The organism is Nonomuraea sp. AD125B (genome assembly GCF_041402765.1).
Taxonomy (GTDB): Bacteria; Actinomycetota; Actinomycetes; order Streptosporangiales; family Streptosporangiaceae; genus Nonomuraea; species Nonomuraea bangladeshensis.
Genome location: NZ_JBGLOU010000015.1, coordinates 133975 through 151883, shown reverse-complemented (window position 1 = coordinate 151883; position 17909 = coordinate 133975). Strand labels below are relative to the sequence as shown.

The 17909-nt window shown below is 72.6% G+C and carries 17 protein-coding genes; 5 read left to right on the top strand and 12 right to left on the bottom strand.

From position 1 onward, the window contains the following. Positions 1-20 precede the first annotated feature (20 nt). The 7 genes from ACBR40_RS34690 to hpaH form a co-directional block, all read right to left on the bottom strand. The gene (locus ACBR40_RS34690; RefSeq protein WP_371251467.1) at positions 21-437 is read right to left on the bottom strand and encodes a hypothetical protein; all 417 of its coding nucleotides are present in this window, start codon (positions 435-437) and stop codon (positions 21-23) included. Positions 438-516: 79 nt separating this feature from the next. Continuing rightward, the gene (hpaD, locus tag ACBR40_RS34685) at positions 517-1590 is read right to left on the bottom strand and encodes a 3,4-dihydroxyphenylacetate 2,3-dioxygenase (RefSeq protein WP_371251466.1); all 1074 of its coding nucleotides are present in this window, start codon (positions 1588-1590) and stop codon (positions 517-519) included. A gap of 14 nt (positions 1591-1604) precedes the next feature. After that, positions 1605-3095, bottom strand: a complete 1491-nt coding sequence (hpaE, locus tag ACBR40_RS34680; protein WP_344208095.1) for a 5-carboxymethyl-2-hydroxymuconate semialdehyde dehydrogenase — start codon at positions 3093-3095, stop codon at positions 1605-1607. After that, entirely contained in the window at positions 3092-3775 is a 684-nt protein-coding gene (locus ACBR40_RS34675) for a GntR family transcriptional regulator (RefSeq protein WP_371251465.1), read from the bottom strand. The genes hpaE and ACBR40_RS34675 overlap by 4 nt, the downstream gene beginning before the upstream one ends. After that, complete coding sequence (locus ACBR40_RS34670; RefSeq protein WP_371251464.1) at positions 3772-5208, bottom strand: fumarylacetoacetate hydrolase family protein; 1437 nt, start codon at positions 5206-5208, stop codon at positions 3772-3774. Before ACBR40_RS34670 ends, ACBR40_RS34675 begins: the two co-directional genes overlap by 4 nt. Beyond that, entirely contained in the window at positions 5205-5987 is a 783-nt protein-coding gene (locus ACBR40_RS34665) for an HpcH/HpaI aldolase/citrate lyase family protein (RefSeq protein ID WP_371251463.1), read from the bottom strand. Before ACBR40_RS34665 ends, ACBR40_RS34670 begins: the two co-directional genes overlap by 4 nt. Continuing rightward, positions 5972-6757: a 2-oxo-hept-4-ene-1,7-dioate hydratase gene (hpaH, locus tag ACBR40_RS34660; RefSeq protein WP_371251462.1), complete on the bottom strand. Its 786-nt coding sequence runs from the start codon at positions 6755-6757 to the stop codon at positions 5972-5974. Before hpaH ends, ACBR40_RS34665 begins: the two co-directional genes overlap by 16 nt. A gap of 128 nt (positions 6758-6885) precedes the next feature. Here hpaH and ACBR40_RS34655 point away from each other — a divergent pair, with 128 nt between their 5' ends. Genes ACBR40_RS34655 through ACBR40_RS34645 form a run of 3 tightly spaced genes read left to right on the top strand, consistent with a single transcriptional unit; the run spans position 6886 to position 9620 of the window. Further along, on the top strand, positions 6886-7869 hold the full coding sequence (locus ACBR40_RS34655) for a 2Fe-2S iron-sulfur cluster-binding protein (RefSeq protein WP_371251461.1): 984 nt from the start codon (positions 6886-6888) through the stop codon (positions 7867-7869). Next, positions 7862-9103, top strand: coding sequence for a Rieske 2Fe-2S domain-containing protein (locus ACBR40_RS34650; RefSeq protein ID WP_371251460.1), 1242 nt, complete (start codon positions 7862-7864; stop codon positions 9101-9103). The genes ACBR40_RS34655 and ACBR40_RS34650 overlap by 8 nt, the downstream gene beginning before the upstream one ends. Beyond that, complete coding sequence (locus ACBR40_RS34645; RefSeq protein WP_371251459.1) at positions 9096-9620, top strand: hypothetical protein; 525 nt, start codon at positions 9096-9098, stop codon at positions 9618-9620. The genes ACBR40_RS34650 and ACBR40_RS34645 overlap by 8 nt, the downstream gene beginning before the upstream one ends. On the opposite strand, the gene ACBR40_RS34640 is transcribed toward ACBR40_RS34645, so the two are convergent. From ACBR40_RS34640 to ACBR40_RS34630, 3 genes are read right to left on the bottom strand one after another with little or no spacing between them, the layout of a single operon-like run. After that, positions 9587-10303 carry an FCD domain-containing protein gene (locus ACBR40_RS34640; RefSeq protein ID WP_344208103.1) on the bottom strand — a complete coding sequence of 239 codons (717 nt, stop codon included), beginning with the start codon at positions 10301-10303 and terminating at the stop codon, positions 9587-9589. The genes ACBR40_RS34645 and ACBR40_RS34640 overlap by 34 nt on opposite strands. A 45-nt stretch (positions 10304-10348) precedes the next feature. Next, on the bottom strand, positions 10349-11773 hold the full coding sequence (locus ACBR40_RS34635) for an aldehyde dehydrogenase family protein (RefSeq protein ID WP_371251458.1): 1425 nt from the start codon (positions 11771-11773) through the stop codon (positions 10349-10351). Beyond that, a complete protein-coding gene (locus tag ACBR40_RS34630) occupies positions 11770-13407 on the bottom strand; it encodes a thiamine pyrophosphate-dependent enzyme (RefSeq protein ID WP_371251457.1) in 1638 nt (545 codons plus the stop codon). The genes ACBR40_RS34635 and ACBR40_RS34630 overlap by 4 nt, the downstream gene beginning before the upstream one ends. Positions 13408-13567: 160 nt before the next feature. Between ACBR40_RS34630 and ACBR40_RS34625 the strand changes: the two genes are divergently transcribed. Both ACBR40_RS34625 and hisC read left to right on the top strand, forming a co-directional pair. Next, the gene (locus ACBR40_RS34625; protein ID WP_371251456.1) at positions 13568-14293 is read left to right on the top strand and encodes a FadR/GntR family transcriptional regulator; all 726 of its coding nucleotides are present in this window, start codon (positions 13568-13570) and stop codon (positions 14291-14293) included. A 114-nt stretch (positions 14294-14407) separates the two neighbouring features. Next, a complete protein-coding gene (hisC, locus tag ACBR40_RS34620; RefSeq protein ID WP_371251455.1) occupies positions 14408-15478 on the top strand; it encodes a histidinol-phosphate transaminase in 1071 nt (356 codons plus the stop codon). 32 nt (positions 15479-15510) lie between these two features. Here the strand turns inward: hisC and ACBR40_RS34615 are convergent, their stop codons facing one another. Together ACBR40_RS34615 and ACBR40_RS34610 are read right to left on the bottom strand one after the other, a co-directional pair. Next, the gene (locus ACBR40_RS34615; RefSeq protein ID WP_371251454.1) at positions 15511-16710 is read right to left on the bottom strand and encodes a M20 family metallopeptidase; all 1200 of its coding nucleotides are present in this window, start codon (positions 16708-16710) and stop codon (positions 15511-15513) included. Beyond that, positions 16707-17909, bottom strand: a complete 1203-nt coding sequence (locus ACBR40_RS34610; RefSeq protein ID WP_371251453.1) for an amidohydrolase family protein — start codon at positions 17907-17909, stop codon at positions 16707-16709. Before ACBR40_RS34610 ends, ACBR40_RS34615 begins: the two co-directional genes overlap by 4 nt.

Sequence of the window (17909 nt, the reverse complement as noted above, 5' to 3'; positions counted from 1 at the left end):
ATCTGGGGCCAGGATCGACGTCAGCGCTCGTGGATGGTCTGGTCGCGGCCGGACTGGTAGACGCGGCCGTGACCGCTCGCGGTCGCCTTCATCACCAGTGAGCCGATCCGGTCCTGGTCGGCGGGCTGCAGCGCCGGGGTGAGCACCTCGTCCAGCACCCGCCGCAGCTCGCCCGCCAACGACGGGTCGGTGCGCAGCAGTTGCTGCAGCCGGACCTGCCAGGAGCCGGTCAGCGCCTGCTCGGTGTCGGCGTCGCCCTCACCGCGGGCCCGCAGCACCTGCTCGCGTACCTCGGTCAGCTCGGCCTCGACCACCTCGGCCTGCTCGGGGCGGGCGCGGCGCCACAACGCCACCGCGCCGTCGCGGGCCGACTGCCAGGCGTCGGTGGCCATGGCCGTCACCAGGGCGGTGCCCGCGGCCAGGACGATCGGATCCATGTGAACCCCTCTCGCGCCGGAGGAACAGTCCCTCAGGGTAGAGGGAACCGTACGAGCGGGCGAGAGGGAGCACACCGGCTCAGAGTTGCTCGCCGAGCTTGAAGCCGTGCTCGACGTCGCCCTTGCGGGTGTAGGAGAAGCCGTCCGCGCCGACCGTCACCTCCATCTCCTTGGCGTCCGTGCGCTCGACGAGCGGCACCGGGTCGCCGTCCAGGTCGAGCACCGCCGAGGCGTCGGTGTACCAGCTCGGGACGACCGGGTTGCCCCACCAGTCGCGGCGCTGGTTGTCGTGGACGTCCCACGTCACGAGCGGGTTGTCGGGGTCGCCGGTCCAGTAGTCCTGCGTGTAGATCTCCACGCGGTGACCGTCGGGGTCGAGGATGTAGAGGTAGAACGCGTTCGAGACGCCGTGGCGGCCCGGCCCGCGCTCGATCCGGTCGGAGACCCGCAGGGCGCCCATCTTGTCGCAGATGGCGAGGATGTTGTGCTTCTCGTGGGCGGCGAAGGCGACGTGGTGCAGGCGCGGGCCGTCGCCGCCGGTCATGGCGGTGTCGTGGACGCTCGGCTTGCGGCGCATCCACGCGGCGTAGACGGTGCCCTCGGCGTCCTCGATGTCCTCGGTCACCCGGAAGCCGAGGTCCACCATGTGCTTCGCGGCGCGCGGGACGTCCGGCACGACCTGGTTGAAGTGGTCGAGCCGGGCCAGCGCCCCCGACGGCTGCAGGTCGTAGCGCCAGGTGAGGCGTTCGACGTGCTCGACCTCGTAGAAGTACTCGATCGGGAAGCCGAGCGGGTCCTGGACGCGGACCGCGTCGCCGACGCCCCTGACGAAGCCGTCCTCGCGGCGTTCGACCCGGCAGCCGAGCTCGGTGTAGAACGCGACCGCGTGGTCCAGCTCCTCAGGGGAGCGCACCCGGTACGCCAGCGCGGCCACGGCGGGCACCGGCCCCTGGCGCAGGACCAGGTTGTGGTGGATGAACTCCTCGAACGTCCGCAGGTAGAGCTCGTTCTCGGTCTCCTCGGTGACGACGAGGCCGAGCAGGTCGACGTAGAACTCACGCGACTTCTGCAGGTCGGTGACGACCAGCTCCAGGTACGCGCACCGCACGATGTCGGGCGCCGGAGCCTTGGGGGTGGGGATGTCGGTGGTCACGGTGCTTGCCTTTCTCATTGGGCCCGGCCGAACCGCGGGGTGTGGGCGTCGTTCAGGGTGATGTGGACCGCCTGCTGGTCGGTGTAGAAGTCGATGGACCGGTAGCCGCCCTCGTGGCCGAGACCGGACGCCTTCACGCCGCCGAACGGGGTGCGCAGGTCGCGTACGTTGTTGGAGTTGAGCCAGACCATGCCGGCGTCGATGCTCTGCGAGAACGTGTGGGCGCGCCTGAGATCGTTCGTCCAGACGTAGGCCGCGAGGCCGTACCTGACCCCGTTGGCGAGCCGGAGCGCCTCCTCCTCGCTGTCGAACGGCGTCAGCGCGACGACCGGGCCGAAGATCTCCTCCTGGAAGATCCGGGCGTCCGGCCGGACGTCGGCGAAGACGGTAGGGGCGACGTAGTTGCCCTCGGGCAGCCCCTCAGGGCGGCCGCCGCCCGCGACCAGCCGGGCCTCCTCCTTGCCGAGCTCGACGTAGCTCATGACCTTGGCGAAGTGCTCGGGGTGGACGAGCGCGCCGACCTCGGTCGCGGGGTCGTGCGGGTCGCCGACGACGATGTTGCGGGCGCGCTCGGCATAACGCGCCACGAACTCGTCGTAGATGGAACGCTCCACGAGGACGCGGCTGCCGGCCGTGCATCGTTCGCCGTTGAGCGAGAACACCCCGAACACGGTCGCGTCCAGCGCCGCCTCCAGGTCCGCGTCGGCGAAGACCACGGCCGGCGACTTGCCGCCGAGCTCCATGGAAAGCCCTTTGAGGTACGGCGCCGCGTTGCCGAAGATGATCTGCCCGGTGCCGCTCTCCCCCGTGAACGAGATCAGCGGCACGTCGGGATGCTTCACCAGCGCGTCCCCGGCGTCCTCGCCGAACCCGTTCACGAGGTTGAAGACGCCGTCGGGCAGGCCCGCCTCGCGGAAGATCTCGGCCCAGAGCGAGGCCGACAGCGGGGTGAACTCGGCGGGCTTGAGCACGACGGTGTTGCCGGTGGCCAGCGCCGGGGCGAGCTTCCACGACTCCAGCATGAAGGGGGTGTTCCACGGCGTGATGAGGCCCGCGACGCCCTTGGGCTTGCGGTTCACGTAGTTCACCTGGCGGCCGGGCACCTTGTAGGTGTCGTCGCGCTGGGCGACGATCAGGTCCGCGAAGAACCGGAAGTTCTCGGCGGCGCGCTGGGCCTGGCCGAGCGCCTGCGTGATCGGCAGGCCGGTGTCCCACGTCTCCAGCTCGGCGAGCCGCTTGTCCTCGGCCTCGACCAGGTCGGCCACCCGGTGCAGGATCCGCGCGCGCCGGCGGGGCGGCAGCGTCGGCCAGGGCCCGTCGAAGGCCCGCCGCGCGGCGGCCACCGCGCGGTCGATGTCGGCCTTCTTGCCGGCCGCCGCTTCGATGTAGACCTGGTTGGTGGCGGGGTTGAGCACCTCGAAGGTGTCGCCGTCGGCGCTGTCGACGAACGTCCCGTCGATGAAGTGCCGGAGGCGGTCCGGCAGCCCCTCGGGGGCGGGTCTCATGGATTCTCCTGGGTCGGGGTGAGGTCGGTGGATCGGCGGTCGGCCTGGTAGGCCAGCACCGCGTTCAGGGTGCCGAGCCGGTGGTCGCGGGCCGCGAGTTCGATGGTCAGCGGGGTTTCCTCGGCCTCGATCAGCCGCAGCAGCGCCTCGTGCTCGGCCACGGACTCGTGCGCCCGCCCGGGTACGAACCCGAAGACGGACTCGCGCAGCACCGTGAGCCGCTTCCAGCCGCGGTGGACCAGGTCGACGAGGTGCGGGTTGGGGCACTCCGCGAAGAGCACCGCGTGGAAGTCGCGGTTGAGCTCGGTGAACCGGCGCGGGTCCAGGCTCTCCAAGGACTCGGCCAGCCGGTCGTTGATCGCCCGGGCCCGGGCGAGGTGGTCGCCGCCGATCCGGGGCGCCGACAGCGCGGTCGCGGCTCCCTCCACGAGGGCGAGCGTCTGCATGGTGTGCAGGTACTCCTGCTCGTGCATGAAGGCGACCTGGGCCCCGATGTTGCGTTCGAAGGTCACCAGGCCCTCCGCTTCGAGCAGGCGGATCGCCTCCCGCACCGGGACCGGGCTGACGCCGGTCCGCCGCGCGATGGCGTCGAGGACCAGGCGGTGGCCGGGCGGGAACTCGCCGTTCTCGATGCGCTCGCGGATCCAGGCGTAGACGATCTGGGACTTGCTCCGGGTCACCGGCGCTCCTCCTGGTAGCGCCGGCGCCACTCGCCGCTGAGCGGGAAGAGACCGTCGACGGGGTGACCCTCGGCCACCCGTTCGGCGACCCACGCGTCCTCCGCCTCCTGGGCGGCGGCCGCGTCGGCGACCTGCGCGACGAGCTGCCGCGGGATGACGACCACGCCGTCGTCGTCGCCGACGATCACGTCACCGGGCAGCACGGCCGCGCCGCCGCAGGTGATGGCGGTGTCGGTCTCCCACGGGACGTGCCGGCGGCCGAGCACGGAGGGGTGGACGCCCTTGGCGAAGGCCGGGATGCCGATGGCGGCCACGGCGGAAGAGTCGCGCGCGGCCCCGTCCGTGACGATCCCGGCCGCGCCCAGCACCTTCGCGCGCAGCGCGAGGACGTCGCCGACGGTGCCGGCGCTCGCGTCGCCGCGCGCCTCGATCACCAGCACCTCGCCCTCGGCGAGCGAGTCGAAGGCACGCTTCTGGGCGTTGTAGCCGCCGCCGTGCGACTCGAACAGGTCGGGCCGGTGCGCGACGAAACGCAGGGTCCGGGCGGTCCCGATCATCTTCGTGCCGGGGACCAGCGGGTGGACGCCGTCGATGGAGGCGTGCGGGTGGCCCAGTTTGCGCAGTTGCGCGCTGATCGTCGCCACGGCGGCCGACGCGAGCTTCGCGCGCAGCTCCTCGCTCAGAACGGATGGCGCGACCCCCGCCGCCTCGGCGTCGCCCCACGCCTCGATCCGCTGCCGGTCGTCGATCCGGGGCTGGGCGCCGTACGGGGCGAGCGGCGTCGTCCCCTGCACCACCCTGGTGACCAGGCGGCCGGTGCTGGGCGCGCCGGGAGCCGTCGGAGCGTCCACCTCGACCTCGACCACGTCGCCGGGGGCCGCGACGGAGGAGCCGGCCGGCGTGCCGGTCAGGATGACGTCGCCGGGCTCAAGGGTGATGAGCTGGGAGAGGTCGGCCACGAGCGTGCCGAACGGGAAGGCCAGGTCCGCGGTCGTGTCGTCCTGCTTGAGCACCCCGTTGACCCAGGTGCGCACGCGCAGCGCCGCGGGGTCCACCGACGCCGCCGGGATCACCTCCGGGCCCAGCGGGGTGAACCCGTCTCCTCCCTTGTTGCGCAGGTTCGAGCCCTTGTCCGCGTGGCGGAGGTCGTAGACGCCCCAGTCGTTGGCGGCGGTGATCCCCGAGATCGACGCCCACCCCTCCTCGGGCGCGACCCGGCGGGTCCGGGTGCCGACGATCAGCGCGATCTCGCCCTCGTACGCCAGCAGCTCCGTGCCGGCCGGCCGCTCGATGACGTCGCCGCTCGCGGCCACCGACGAGGGCGGCTTGAGGAAGAACGACGGGAACTCCGGCACGCGCCCGCGCTGCGCGATGCGGGACGGGTAGTTGAGGTGCAGCGCGATGATCTTGCCGGGCCTCGGGAGCGCGCTCACCGGACCTCCTCGACGAAGTCGGCGGCGAGCCTCTCGCTCCCGCGGGCGAGCAGTTGCACGTCGGCGCCGACGAGGACGAAGTCGGCGCCGGCGGTCAGGTAGCGCCGGGCGAGCGCCGGCGCGAAGGCGTTGAGCCCGGCCTTGACCCCGGCCGCCCTGGCCGCCCGCAGGCAGTGCTCGACCGCGGCGACGACCTCGGGGTGGTCCTGCTCGCCGAGCACGCCCATCGAGGCCGCCAGGTCGGCCGGTCCGACGAAGACGCCGTCCACTCCGGGAGTGGAGACGATGGCCTCGACGTTCTCCACCGCCGCCGCGGACTCGATCTGGACGTAGAGCGAGAGGGTCGTACGGGCGGTGCGCAGGTAGTCGGGCACCCGGCTCCAGCGGGACGCGCGCGCCAGGGCGCTGCCCACTCCCCTGACCCCGTGCGGCGGGTACGCGACCGCCCGCGCCATCGCCGCGGCCTGCTCGGCGGTGTCGACCATCGGGATCAGCAGGTTCTGCGCGCCCAGGTCGAGGTACTGCTTGATGACGACGGGATCACCCACCGGCGGGCGCACCATCGGGGTCACCGGATAACCGTGGACGGCCTGCAGCTGGGCGAGCAGGGACTCCGGGCCGTTCGGGCTGTGCTCGGCGTCGATGAGCAGCCAGTCGAGCCCGCTGCCCGCGCAGATCTCGGCGACCAGCGGGCTGCCGCTGCACACCCACATGCCGACCAGCGGCCGGCGGGCCGCGGCGAGGGCGTCGCGGAAGGTGGGCGCTACTTGAAGCGGCACGTGATCGCTCCCAGGTCGCCGTAGTCCGCGTGGACGGTGTCGCCGCGCTCCAGCCACATCGGCCGCGTGAACGAGCCCGACAGAATGATCTCCCCGGCTCCGAGCGACGTCCCGTGCTGGGCGAGCTTGTTCGCGAGCCAGGCCACGCCCGCGGCCGGGTGGTTGAGCACGCCCGCGGCGACCCCGGTCTCCTCGATGGTCTCGTTCCTGTAGAGCAGGGCGCTCACCCGGCGCAGGTCCACCGCGTCGGCCGCGACGGGGCGGCCCCCGACGACCATGACGCCCATGGCCGCGTTGTCGCTGATCGTGTCGACGACGGTCCGGCCCCGCAGCTCGACGTGCGAGTTGAGGATCTCCAGGGCCGGGACGACGTACTTGGTGGCGTCGAGGACGTCGAACAGGCTGCAGGACGGGCCGGTGAGCGGCTTGTCCAGCACGAAGGCCAGCTCGACCTCGACCCGTACGTTGGAGAAGTCGTCGTAGGCGAGGACGGCGCCGTTCTCGAGGACCATGTCGTCGAAGATCACGCCGTAGTCGGGCTCGGTGATCCCGGTGGCGGCCTGCATGGCCTTCGAGGTCAGTCCGATCTTGTGGCCGACGATCCGGTGGCCCGCCTCGACCCGGCGCTCGGCCCACAGGGCCTGGACGGCGTACGCGTCCTCGATGTCCATCCCGGGGTGGCGGGCGGTCAGGAGCGGTACGACGCGCCGCTCGCGGTCGGCGGCGAGCAGGTCGTCCACGATCCGCTCGATCTCTTCTCTCTGAAGCACCGGCTTCACTCTCCGTTCGCGGTCGATCGCGACGAGACCATATACGATTTCGCACCTCTATGGAATCTATTAAACATGTTTAATATGCAGTATCGTCTCTCGCTACTTGCAGGAGGGGAGCCGCTTTGATGACCGCGACGCAACTCGACCGGCCGCCAGCCACCCGGGCCGAGGCGCCGTACCTGACGCTTCGCGTCGTGACCCTGCACTGGGAGGCGGCCGGGATCGTCTCCGTCGTGCTGGGCGCGGACGACGGCGCGGCTCTGCCCGCCTGGACGCCGGGCGCGCACCTCGACGTCGAGCTGGCGCCGGGCCTGGTCCGGCAGTACTCGCTCAGCGGCGACCCCGACGACGGCTCGGCCTACCGGATCACCGTCGCCCTTCAGCAGGACGGCCGCGGCGGCTCGAAGCACGTGCACGAGCGGCTGCGGATCGGCGAGCTGCTCAAGGTGAGCGCGCCGCGCAGCACCTTCCCCTTCGTCGACGCCCCCCGCTACGTCTTCCTGGCGGGCGGCATCGGCGTCACCCCGCTGCTGCCGATGATGCGGCGGGCCACCGCCGAGGGAAGGCCCTGGGTCCTGCACCTCGCCGCGCGTTCGCGCCGGTCCGTCCCGTTCCGCGACGAGCTCGGCGGCGGCACCGGGACCGTCCGGCTGTGCCTCTCGGACGAGGGACAGCGCCTCGACCTGCGTGACGCCGTGGCGAGCGCGGACCCGTCGGCTGCGGTCTACTGCTGCGGCCCCGAACGCATGCTGACCGAGGTGGAGCGGCACGCCCGCGACCTCGGGCGCGAGGTCAGGGTCGAGCGCTTCCAGGCCAGGACGCTGAGCGCGCCGAAGCGCCAGGGAGCCTTCGTGGTGCGGTGCGCGCGCTCGCAGCGGGCCGTCACGGTCGAGCCCGAGCAGTCGATCCTCGACGCCCTCGCGACCGCCGGCGTCGAGGTCCCGTCCTCCTGCCGCGAGGGCGTCTGCGGCACCTGCGAGCTGCCCGTGCTGAGCGGCGCGGTCGAGCACCGCGACTCGATCCTCACCGACGCCGAGAAGCAGGCGAACGAAACGATGCTGGTCTGCGTCTCGCGGGCCCTGACAGAGGAGCTGGAACTCGATGTCTGATGCGATGACGTCTGATGCGCTGACGACCCCCGCCGGCGACACGGGAACCGCGTACGGGCTGAGACTCGGCGGCCCGCTGAACGATCTCGCCCAGGTCGGCCCCGGCACCCCCTTCGGCGAGGTGCTGCGCCGCTACTGGCACCCGATCTCGAAGGCGGAGAAGGTCACCACCACCCCGCGCCGGGTCAAGGTGCTGGGCGAGGAGCTCATCCTCTTCCGCACCGGCCGCGGCGTGCCCTCCCTGCTGCACCCGCGCTGCATCCACCGCGGCGCCTCGCTCTACTACGGCGGCGTGGAGGAGGACGGCATCCGCTGCTGCTACCACGGCTGGCTCTTCGACCCGCAGGGCCACTGCCTGGAGCAGCCGTGCGAGCCCGACCTCGGCCGCCACCGCGACAAGGTCCGTCAGCCCTGGTACCCCGTGCAGGAGCGGTACGGGCTGGTGTGGGCCTACATGGGCCCCGCGGACAAGAAGCCCGTCCTGCCGCGTTACGACGTCTTCGAGGACGTCCCCGAGGGCCGGCACCTCATCGTCAACGACGCGGGCGTGGGCGGCGGCGGGCCGGAGGTGCTGGACTTCAACTGGCTGCAGCACTGGGAGAACGTGATGGACCCGTTCCACGTGCCGATCCTGCACGCCCGGTTCAGCGGTGAGCAGTTCACCCCGGAGATGGGCGTGATCCCCGAGGTCACGTTCGAGTACACCCCGGTCGGGGTCAGCTCCACCCAGATCAGGGTGCTCGACGGCAGGAGGGCGCTGCGCCGGCGGACCGAGGTCATGTTCCCCAACCTGCGCGTCGTGCCCAGCCCCCGGCTCACGCCCGGCCAGACCAACCTCATCGGGTGGGTGGTGCCCGAGGACGACACCACGTTCCGCATCTTCACCCTCGCGGTCCACGAGGACCCCGACTTCCTGGGCAAGCTCCGCTCCACCTTCGGCGGCAAGCGGTGGGCCGAGCTCACCGAGGAGGAGCACCGGCGCATGCCCGGCGACTACGAGGCGCAGAAGAGCCAGGGGCCGATCTCGCTGCACTCCGAGGACCACCTCACCACCACCGACCAGGGCGTGGCGATGCTGCGCCGGCTGATGGCCAAGCAGGTCCGCGCCGTCGCCGCCGGTCAGGACCCGATCGGCGTGATCCGCGACCCCGCCGACGAGGTGGTCACCATCACCGGCGGCAACTTCTTCCTCGACGAGGAGGAAGCGGTGGCGGAGGGGCTCGTCGATGCCTAGCTCGCTGCTGGCGAAGTACACGCCGGCGGCCGTCGCCCCCGACGCGCCGCTGGCCGTGCTCGGCGTGGACGGCGTCGTCGTCCTCGAAGGCGAGGCGCGCGTCCCCGCCCGGCTGGTGCGTCTCTCCGCGCGCGGGAAGTGGACGCGCGACCTGCGGGTGCCCGAGGGCACCCGCGAGGCCGTCGCCCACCTCGCGAGCCGCTACAGCGTCGTGTGGGCCTCGGAGTGGGGGCCGAACGCGCACGTCGCGCTGGCCGGCGTGCTCGGGCTGCCCGCCACGCCGTGGCCCTATCTGCCGGTGCAGTTCGACAAGCTGGCCGCCATCCGGCAGTACGCCGGCGACCGGCCCTGGGTGTGGATCGACGACCCGGTGGTGGACCTGACCCCGCTGCCCGACGACCCGGGCGGCGTCGTCGTCCGGGTCGACCCGGAACGGGGCCTGGCAGGACTCGACCTCGCCGCGATCGACGAGGCGGTCTCAGCTCACGGGGCCTCGACGACCAGGAAGTCGTCGTAGACGGTCTGGTGACGCCGGACGGCCTCCGCCGTGGCGGTCCGGTCGCCCGAGACGATGGCCCCGACCAGCTCCTCGTGGATCTCCAGCCGGACCCGGGAGTTGGGCGGGATGCCGTCGTCGGCGACGTAGAAGTCGTCGTGCGACTCGACGTAGGCCAGCAGGCTCAAATAGACCGTCTTCAGCACCGGGTTGGGGACGATCTCCGCGATCCGGCGATGCAGCCGCCAATTGGCGCGCAGCCCGGCCACCCGGTCGCTCCAGGTCGCCCGCAGCTCGTCGAGCAGCCGGCCGAGGTCTTCGACGTCGGCCTCCGAACGGTGCTCCGCCGCCGCCTGCGCGACGGCGGGCTCCAGGGCGTCGATCACGCGGACGCAGTCGATCGCGGTGCTCGTCACGTCCTGGAGGTTGAGGAACCCGTTGCCGATCACGGCCTGCGCCGTGGGCTGGGCGACGAAGACGCCGCCCTGGGGGCCGGTGCGCGTCGTGATCAGGCCCTTGGCCTCAAGGACGCGCACCGCCTCGGCGACGGTCGCCGGCGCCACGCCGTATTTGCCGGCCAGCTCGGTGCGCGTGCCGAGCCGGCTGCCCACGCGGAGCCGCCCCTCGACGATGCCGTCCTCGATCTCGGAGGCGACGGCGTCGACGGCCGAGCGGCGGCGGGGAACAGCTCGTGCGACAGACATGGTGCCTCCAGTATCTCAGGCCGGCGGCACCCTGGCAGCACGAGCTCATCCTCCGGGCAGGCCGACCACCGTCTTGGTCTCCAGGAACTCCTCGATGCCGTAGCGGCCGCCTTCCCGGCCGATGCCCGAGCGCTTGTAGCCGCCGAAGGGCGCCGCGACGTTGAGCCCCGCGCCGTTGATGCTCACCATCCCCGTACGCAGGCGGCGGGCCACCGCCAGGGCCCGCGCCGGGTCGCTCGACCACACGCCGCCCGACAGGCCGTAGTCGGAGTCGTTGGCGATGGCGACCGCCTCGTCCTCCGTGGCGTAGCTCATGATCGACAGGACGGGGCCGAAGATCTCCTCGCGGGCGATCGTCATCTCCGGGCGCACGTCCGAGAAGATCGTCGGGGTGACGTACGCGCCCGGCCCCTCCGCCTCCTCGCCGCCCGCGATGAGCCGCGCGCCTTCCGCGCGGCCGGCGCGGATGTAGTCCTGGACGATCCCCTGCTGCCGCCGCGACGCCTGCGGGCCGAGCCTGGTCGCGGGGTCGGACGGCGGTCCGGGCACCCATCCGGACGCCGCCTCGATCGCCAGCCGCTCGACCTCGCCGAGCAGGTGCGCGGGGACGAGCAGCCGGGTCAGCGCGGCGCAGATCTGCCCCGCGTTCGCGAAGCACCCGCCGACCGCCTGCGGAATCACGGACTGGAGGTCGGCGTCGTCGAGCACGATGCCGGCCGACTTGCCGCCGAGCTCCAGGGTGACCTTCTTGATCGTGGGGGCGGCCAGCTCGGCCACCCGTGCTCCCGCCCGTACGGACCCGGTGAGGGTCACCACGTCCACCAGGGGATGGGTGACCAGCGCCTCGCCGGTGCCGGGCCCGTCGCCCGGCACCAGGTTGAACACGCCGGCGGGCGCGCCCGCCGCCTGCACGATCTCGGCGAAGACGTAGGCGTCCAGCGGGGTCAGCTCGCTCGGCTTCAGCACCACCGTGCAGCCCGCCACCAGGGCCGCGCCCACCTTGAGCGCGATCTGGTGCAGCGGGAAGTTCCACGGCGTGATCGCGGCGACCACGCCGGCCGGCTCGCGCAGCACGAGAGCGCCGCCGACGACCTCCTCGGCCGCGTACGCGCGGCCGGCCTTGACGATCTCGTCGAGGTCGGCCAGCGCGACGCCGAGCTGCGCCTGCCTGGCGAACGTGATCGGGGTCCCCATCTGGAGCGTGAGCAGCCCGGCCAGCTCCTCCCGCCGCTCCTCGACGCCGGCCCTGATCCGCTCGACCAGGGCGATCCGCTCCGTCCAGGGGACCTGGGACCAGGCGGGGAACGCCGCCGCGGCGGCCCTGACCGCGGCGTCGACGTCCTCGGCCGAGGCGACCGGCACCCGTCCCGCCACCTGGCCGGTGGCCGGGTCGGTCACCTCGATCGGCCGGGCGTCGCCGCGCGCGGCCAGCCACTCGCCGCCGATCAGCAGGTCGGTGCGTTCGATCATGGCTGCTCCTGCGGTACGGGACGCGGCACGCCCTCGTGGATCAGGTGCCAGGGTCCGGGGAACTCGCCGACGGGCGCCTCCACGAGCACCGGCTCACCGGCGGCCAGCGCCTCCTTCAGCACCGTCTCCAGCTCCTCGGGGCCGTTCGCCCGGGCGGCGGCCACGCCGAAGGCGTCGGCGAGCTTGGCGTAGTCGGGGTTGACCAGGTCGCTGGCGAAGTAGCGGGCGCCGAAGCGGTTGCGCTGGATCCGCCGGACGTTGCCGAAGAAGCCGTCGTGGAAGACCACCGTCACCGTGGCCAGGCCGTACTTCTTGGCGGTGGAGAGCTCCTGGAGCGTCCAGGAGAAGCCGCCGTCGCCGGTGATGGAGACGACCGGCCGGGCGGGGTCGGCCGCCTTGACGCCGAGCGCGGTGGCGAAGCCGTACCCGAGCGTGCCCTGGTAGCCGGGCGTCAGGTACGTACGCGGCTGATAGGTCGGATAGCAGGCGTTGGCCGCGTAGCCGACCTGGGTCAGCTCGCTGACCAGCACGCCGTCGTCCGGCAGCGCGGCGCGGATCGCCCGCAGGTAGGCCCGCTGCGGCTCGATGTCGGCGTACTGCTCCTCCAGCCACTCCCGCGCCGCCGCGAACTCGGCCGTACGGGACTCGCGCTCCACCCCGCGCAGCTCCTCGGCGAGCGCCGCGAGGGCCAGCCGGGCGTCGCCGTGGACGGCGAGGTCGGGGGTGCGGGGCTCGCCGAGGTCGGCGGCCTCGGCGTTGATCAGGACCAGCCGGGCCCCCGCCGTGTTCACCTGGGAGCTGAACGCGGTCACGAACCGGGTGCCGACCGCGAGCACCACGTCGGCGTCCTCGCGCAGCCGCCGGAACGCGAGCGCGTCGAACGCGAGCGGATGCCGGGCGGAGATGGCGCCGCGGCCGTTCTCGCTCACCACGACCGGCGCCTGCAGGATCTCCGCCAGCTCGCGCAGCTCCTCCGAGGCGCCGGCGGCGATCACGCCGCCGCCCGCGTAGATGAGCGGCCGGCGGGAGCCGCGGAGCAGCTCGGCGACGCCGTCGATGGCCTTGTGGTCCGGCACGACGGGCGCGGCCTCGGCGGCGCCGGGAATCCGCACGTCGGCCCGCGCGGCGAGCACGTCCGGCGGGATCTCCAGGGCGACCGGGCGGGGCCGCCCGGAACGCATCTCGGCGAAGGCGCGGTGGACCAGGCCCGGGATGTCCCCGGGACGCGCGGCGAAGCCGTTCCACTTGGTGAGGGTGCGCAGGATGCCGCTCTGGTCGGGGATCTCGTGCAGCGCGCCGAGCCCTCTGCCGATCGCCGCCGAGTCGATCTGGCCGCTGAGGTAGAGCATCGGGGACGAGCAGGCGTACGCGGTGGCGAGGCCGGCCAGGCCGTTGAGCATGCCCGGCCCCGGCACGACCATCGCGACGCCGGGCCGGCCCGTGGAGCGGGCGTAGCCGTCGGCCATGTACGTGGCGGCCTGCTCGTTGCGCACACAGGTGAAGGCGATGTCATCGCTCGCGTGGTAAAGCGCGTCGGCCGCGTGATCGAGTTGCACGCCGGGGATGCCGAATATCTGGCTGACGCCATTGGCCACCAGCGAGCGGGCGAGAGCCTCGCCGCCCGTCATGTCCATGAAGCTCCTTAGATCAGGTAAACCATGTATATGGTTATGGCAGTTGGAGGATAGTGTCAACCATTTGTATGGTTCTCATGGATCCAGGACGCGTGACGAGACTCCACAGGCGCGGCGGAAGATCTACAGTTGACAGGTCGCCGTCCAGAGGGAAGCCGGAATGCCCAACGCAGACAAGGTCACCCAGGTGGCCTTCGATCGCAGCGATGCGCGATCGTCGATCGCCGAGACGCTGGTGGAGCGCCTCGAGAACGCGATCCGCCGCAACCACCTCGCCCCGGGCCACCGCCTGGGCACCAAGGACGAGCTGCGCCAGCAGTTCGGGGTCGCGCCCGCCACGCTGGCCGAGGCGATCCGCGTGCTGCGGCTGCGCGGCGTCCTTGACGTGCGGCCGGGGCCCGGCGGCGGCCTCTTCGTCGCCGAGCAGTCGCCTCTGGTGCGGCTCGGCCACGACATGCTGCAACTCGGCGCCGACGGCGCGTCGGCCAAGCACTGCCTGGCCGTCCTGGACGTGCTCGACCAGGAGGTGGCGCTCGACGCGGCCGCCCATCGCACCGAGCAGGACATCAGCGAGCTGACCGAGCTGGTCGAGCAGCTGCGGCGGTCCTGGCCGGACCCGGCCGAGGCCCAGCGCTGCGTCTGGGACCTGCACCGCAGGCTCGCCATGATCTCGCCCAACGTGCTGCTGCGCACCATGTACATCCGGCTGGTCGACTACATCACCGGCGACCTGTCCTCCGCGATCACCGCCGAGGACTTCCGCGTCGGCTCGGCCGACCGGCTGCAGGTGCACGTGGACCTGGCCGAAGCGGTCATCCGGGGCGACCAGCGCAGTGCCGAGGAGACGGCGCTGCGCCACCGTGGGCTGGAGCGCGACGACCGCTGACCCCGAAACCTGGAAGGAGGGCCGGCGCCGGAAGGGCGCCGGCCCTCTGCATGTTGTGCGAAGGCTGAAACCATTATATAGATTTACCTGATTATTGCGCACAGGAGGAGTGAGATGACCGTCAAGCACCGTGCCGCCATCGACACGTTGGTCGCCTACAAGCCGGGCAGGGCTCCCACGGCCGGCCGTCCCAAGGTCAAGCTCTCTTCCAACGAGATGCCGTTCGGGCCCCTGCCGTCCGTGCTGGACGCCATCGCGCGGGCCGCCACGACGCTGAACCGCTACCCCGACTTCCACCGCCTGGACCTGACCGAGGCGCTGGCGGCCCGGCACGGCGTGGATCCCTCGCAGGTGGTCGTGGACAACGGCTCGGGCGCGCTGCTCCAGGTGCTGGCCTCGGTGATCGCCGGTCCCGGCGACGAGATCCTCTACGCGTGGCGGGCCTTCGAGAGCTACCCGATCGTCACCACGGTCGCGGGGGCCACCGGGGTCACCGTGCCGCTCGACGGCCGCCACACCCACGACCTGCCCGCGATGGCGGCCGCGGCGACCGACCGGACCCGGATGGTCGTGGTCTGCAACCCGAACAACCCGACCGGCACCGTGGTGTCCCGCGCCGAGCTGAACCGGCTGCTGGACGCGCTGCCCGACGACGTGCTGGTGGTGCTGGACGAGGCCTACTGGGACTTCGTCACCGACCCGGACGCGCCGTGCGGCCTCGACCTCGTCGCCGAGCGGCCCAACGTCGCCGTGCTGCGCACCTTCTCCAAGGCGTACGGGCTCGCCGGGCTGCGCGTGGGCTACTGCGTGACCAGGCCGGAGACGGCCGACCTGATCAGGAAGTCGATCGTCGGCTTCTCGGTCTCCACCCTGGCCCAGGCCGGCGCCCTCGCCTCGCTGACCCCGGAGGCCGACGTCGAGCTCAAGCAGCGCGTCGCGCACGTCGTCGAGGAGCGCGCCAGGCTGACCGGCGAGCTGGCCCGCCTGGGCGTCCCCGCCGTGCCCAGCCAGGCCAACTTCGTGTTCATGCCCATGCCGGACGGTCCCGCCATGTTCACCGCGTTCGAGGAGCGCGGGGTGATCCTGCGGGCGTACGGCACGGACGGGCTGCGCGTCACCGTCGGCACGGCCGAGGAGAACGACCGCTTCCTCGCCCTGGCCGCGGAGCTGCTGCGGCGGTCCTGACCCCGGCGCCCCGGTCTCCCCGGGGCGCGGGCTCAGCCCCCTACGTGGCGCAGTGCCAGCGCGGCGAGCGCCACGGCCTGGTCGGCGAGCACGCCGTCGTCGAACTCGGCGCGGGGCGAGTGGTTCATCTCGGCCCGCTCCGGGTCGATGTGGGCGGGGGTCGCCCCCAGGAACACGAAGGCTCCCGGCACCTCGTCGAGCACGAACGAGAAGTCCTCCGACGCCATCACGGGCGATTCGAGCCGCTGCGCGCGCTCGTCCCCGAAGGCCGTGGCCAGCGTGCTCAGTGCGCCTTCCGCGCACTCCGCGTCGTTGACCGTGACGGGGTACACGACCTCGAACTCCGTCTCGGCCCGGCAGCCGTGGCCCTCCGCGATCCGCGACGCGAGCGCGGGCAGCTCCACGGCCAGCCGTTCCGACGACGCCTTCGACATCGTGCGTACCGTTCCGGCGAGCTCCGCCCGTTCCGGGATCACGTTCAGCACGTCGCCGGCCGAGAGCTTGGCCACCGAGATGACGACCGGGTCGAACACGGGGACCCGCCGGGTCACGTACGTCTGGAACGCCAGCACGATCTCCGCGAGCACCGGCACCGGGTCCACCGCCTCGTGCGGGCGCGAGCCGTGCCCGCCGCGGCCGGTCACCCGTACGCGCAGCACGTTCGCGCCGGCCATGAGCGCGGCCGGGCGGGTGGAGAACGTGCCGGGCGTGCCGGGGAAGACGTGGATGCCGTACGCGGCCTCGACGCGCTGCCCGGCGGCGTCGAGGACGCCCTCCTCGATCATCAGGGGCGCGCCCCCGCCCGCCTCCTCTCCCGGCTGGAACATGAGGACGACGGACCCGCGCAGCTCGGACCGGCGCGCCGCGAGCAGCCGCGCCGCGCCGACGAGACCCGCGACGTGCAGATCGTGGCCGCAGGCGTGCATCGCGCCGTTCCGGGAGGCGAACTCCAGCCCGGTCTCCTCGTGGATCGCGAGCGCGTCCATGTCCGCCCGCAGCAGCACCGACGGGCCGGGACGGCCGCCGCGCAGCACGGCGGTCACGCTGCTGAGGCGCTCGCCCAGGCGGATCTCCAGGTCGAGCGGCTTGAGCGCCTCGACGATCGCCGCCTGGGTGCGCGGCAGGTCGAAGCCCACCTCGGGTTCGCGGTGCAGCCGGCGCCGGAGCGCGACGAGGTCCGCGGCGATCTCGGCGGCGTCGGCGCGCAGCGACTCCGGCGTCAGCGCGCTCACCGGCCCCACCGATCCGCCACGACCCGCACGCCGCCCTCGGCGCGGTAGACCTCGCGTCCCGAGATGTGCACGCGTTCGACGGACGAGCCGAGTTCGAGCGGGTCGCCGCTCCACACCACCACGTCACCGTCGCGGCCGGGCTCCAGGGCGCCGACCCGCTCGCCGAGCCCGGCGATCCCGGCCGCCGAAGAGCTGATCGCCGCGATGGCCTCGTCCCAGGTCAAGCCGGCTCTCCTGGCCACGGCCGCCTGGATGACGAGGGCGTCGACCGGCACCACCGGGTGGTCGGTGCAGATCGCGGTGCGCACGCCGGCCCGGGTCAGCGTGACGAGGTTGTTTACGGACGCCTCGCGGGTCTCGACCTTGCCCCGGGTGCAGAGCACGGGGCCGAAGATGACCGGCACGTCGCGCTCGGCCAGCACATCGGCGAGCCGGTGGGCCTCGGTGCCGTGGTTGAGCACGAGGCGGAGGCCGAACTCGTCGGCGATCCGCAGCGCGGTCGCGATGTCGTCGTGCCGATGGACGTGCTGGTCCCACACGAGGTCGCCCGCCAGCGCGGCGGCCAGCGCCTCCTGGCCGAGGTCGCGGGCGAAGAACTCGCCCTTCTCCTGGGCGGCGGCCCGGCGGGCGGCGTACTCGCCGGCCGCGACGAGCGCGCGGCGGATGACGAGCGCGACGCCGAGCCGGGTGCGCGGCAGCTGGCCGCGTTCCCCGTAGGAGTTCTTGGGGTTCTCGCCCAGCGCCGACTTCATGCCGACCGGGTGCCTGACGACCTGCTCGTCCACGGTCCGGCCGCCCCAGGTCTTCATGGCCACGCTCGTCCCGCCGATCGGGTTGCCCGAACCGGGCTTCACCACCACGGTGGTGACGCCGCCGGCGAGCGCGTCGCGGAAGGCGCGGTCGTCGATGTTGATCGCGTCGATGGCCCGCACGGCGGACATGTCGGGCGCGCTGACCTCGCTGGCGTCCGCTCCCGCCGCCCCTTCGCCGTCCTCGTGGGCGCCGATGTGGGTGTGCGCGTCCACGAACCCGGGGAGCACCCAGCGCCCGTCCGCCTCGACGACGGGGACGCCTTCGGGCACGTACGGATCGTCGTCCACCCGCTCGATCACCCCGTTCCGCACCAGGACCGTGCCGCGGTCGACGATGCGGCCGGTGCCGGTCACCACCCGTCCGCCGACGAATGCGACCTCCGCCAT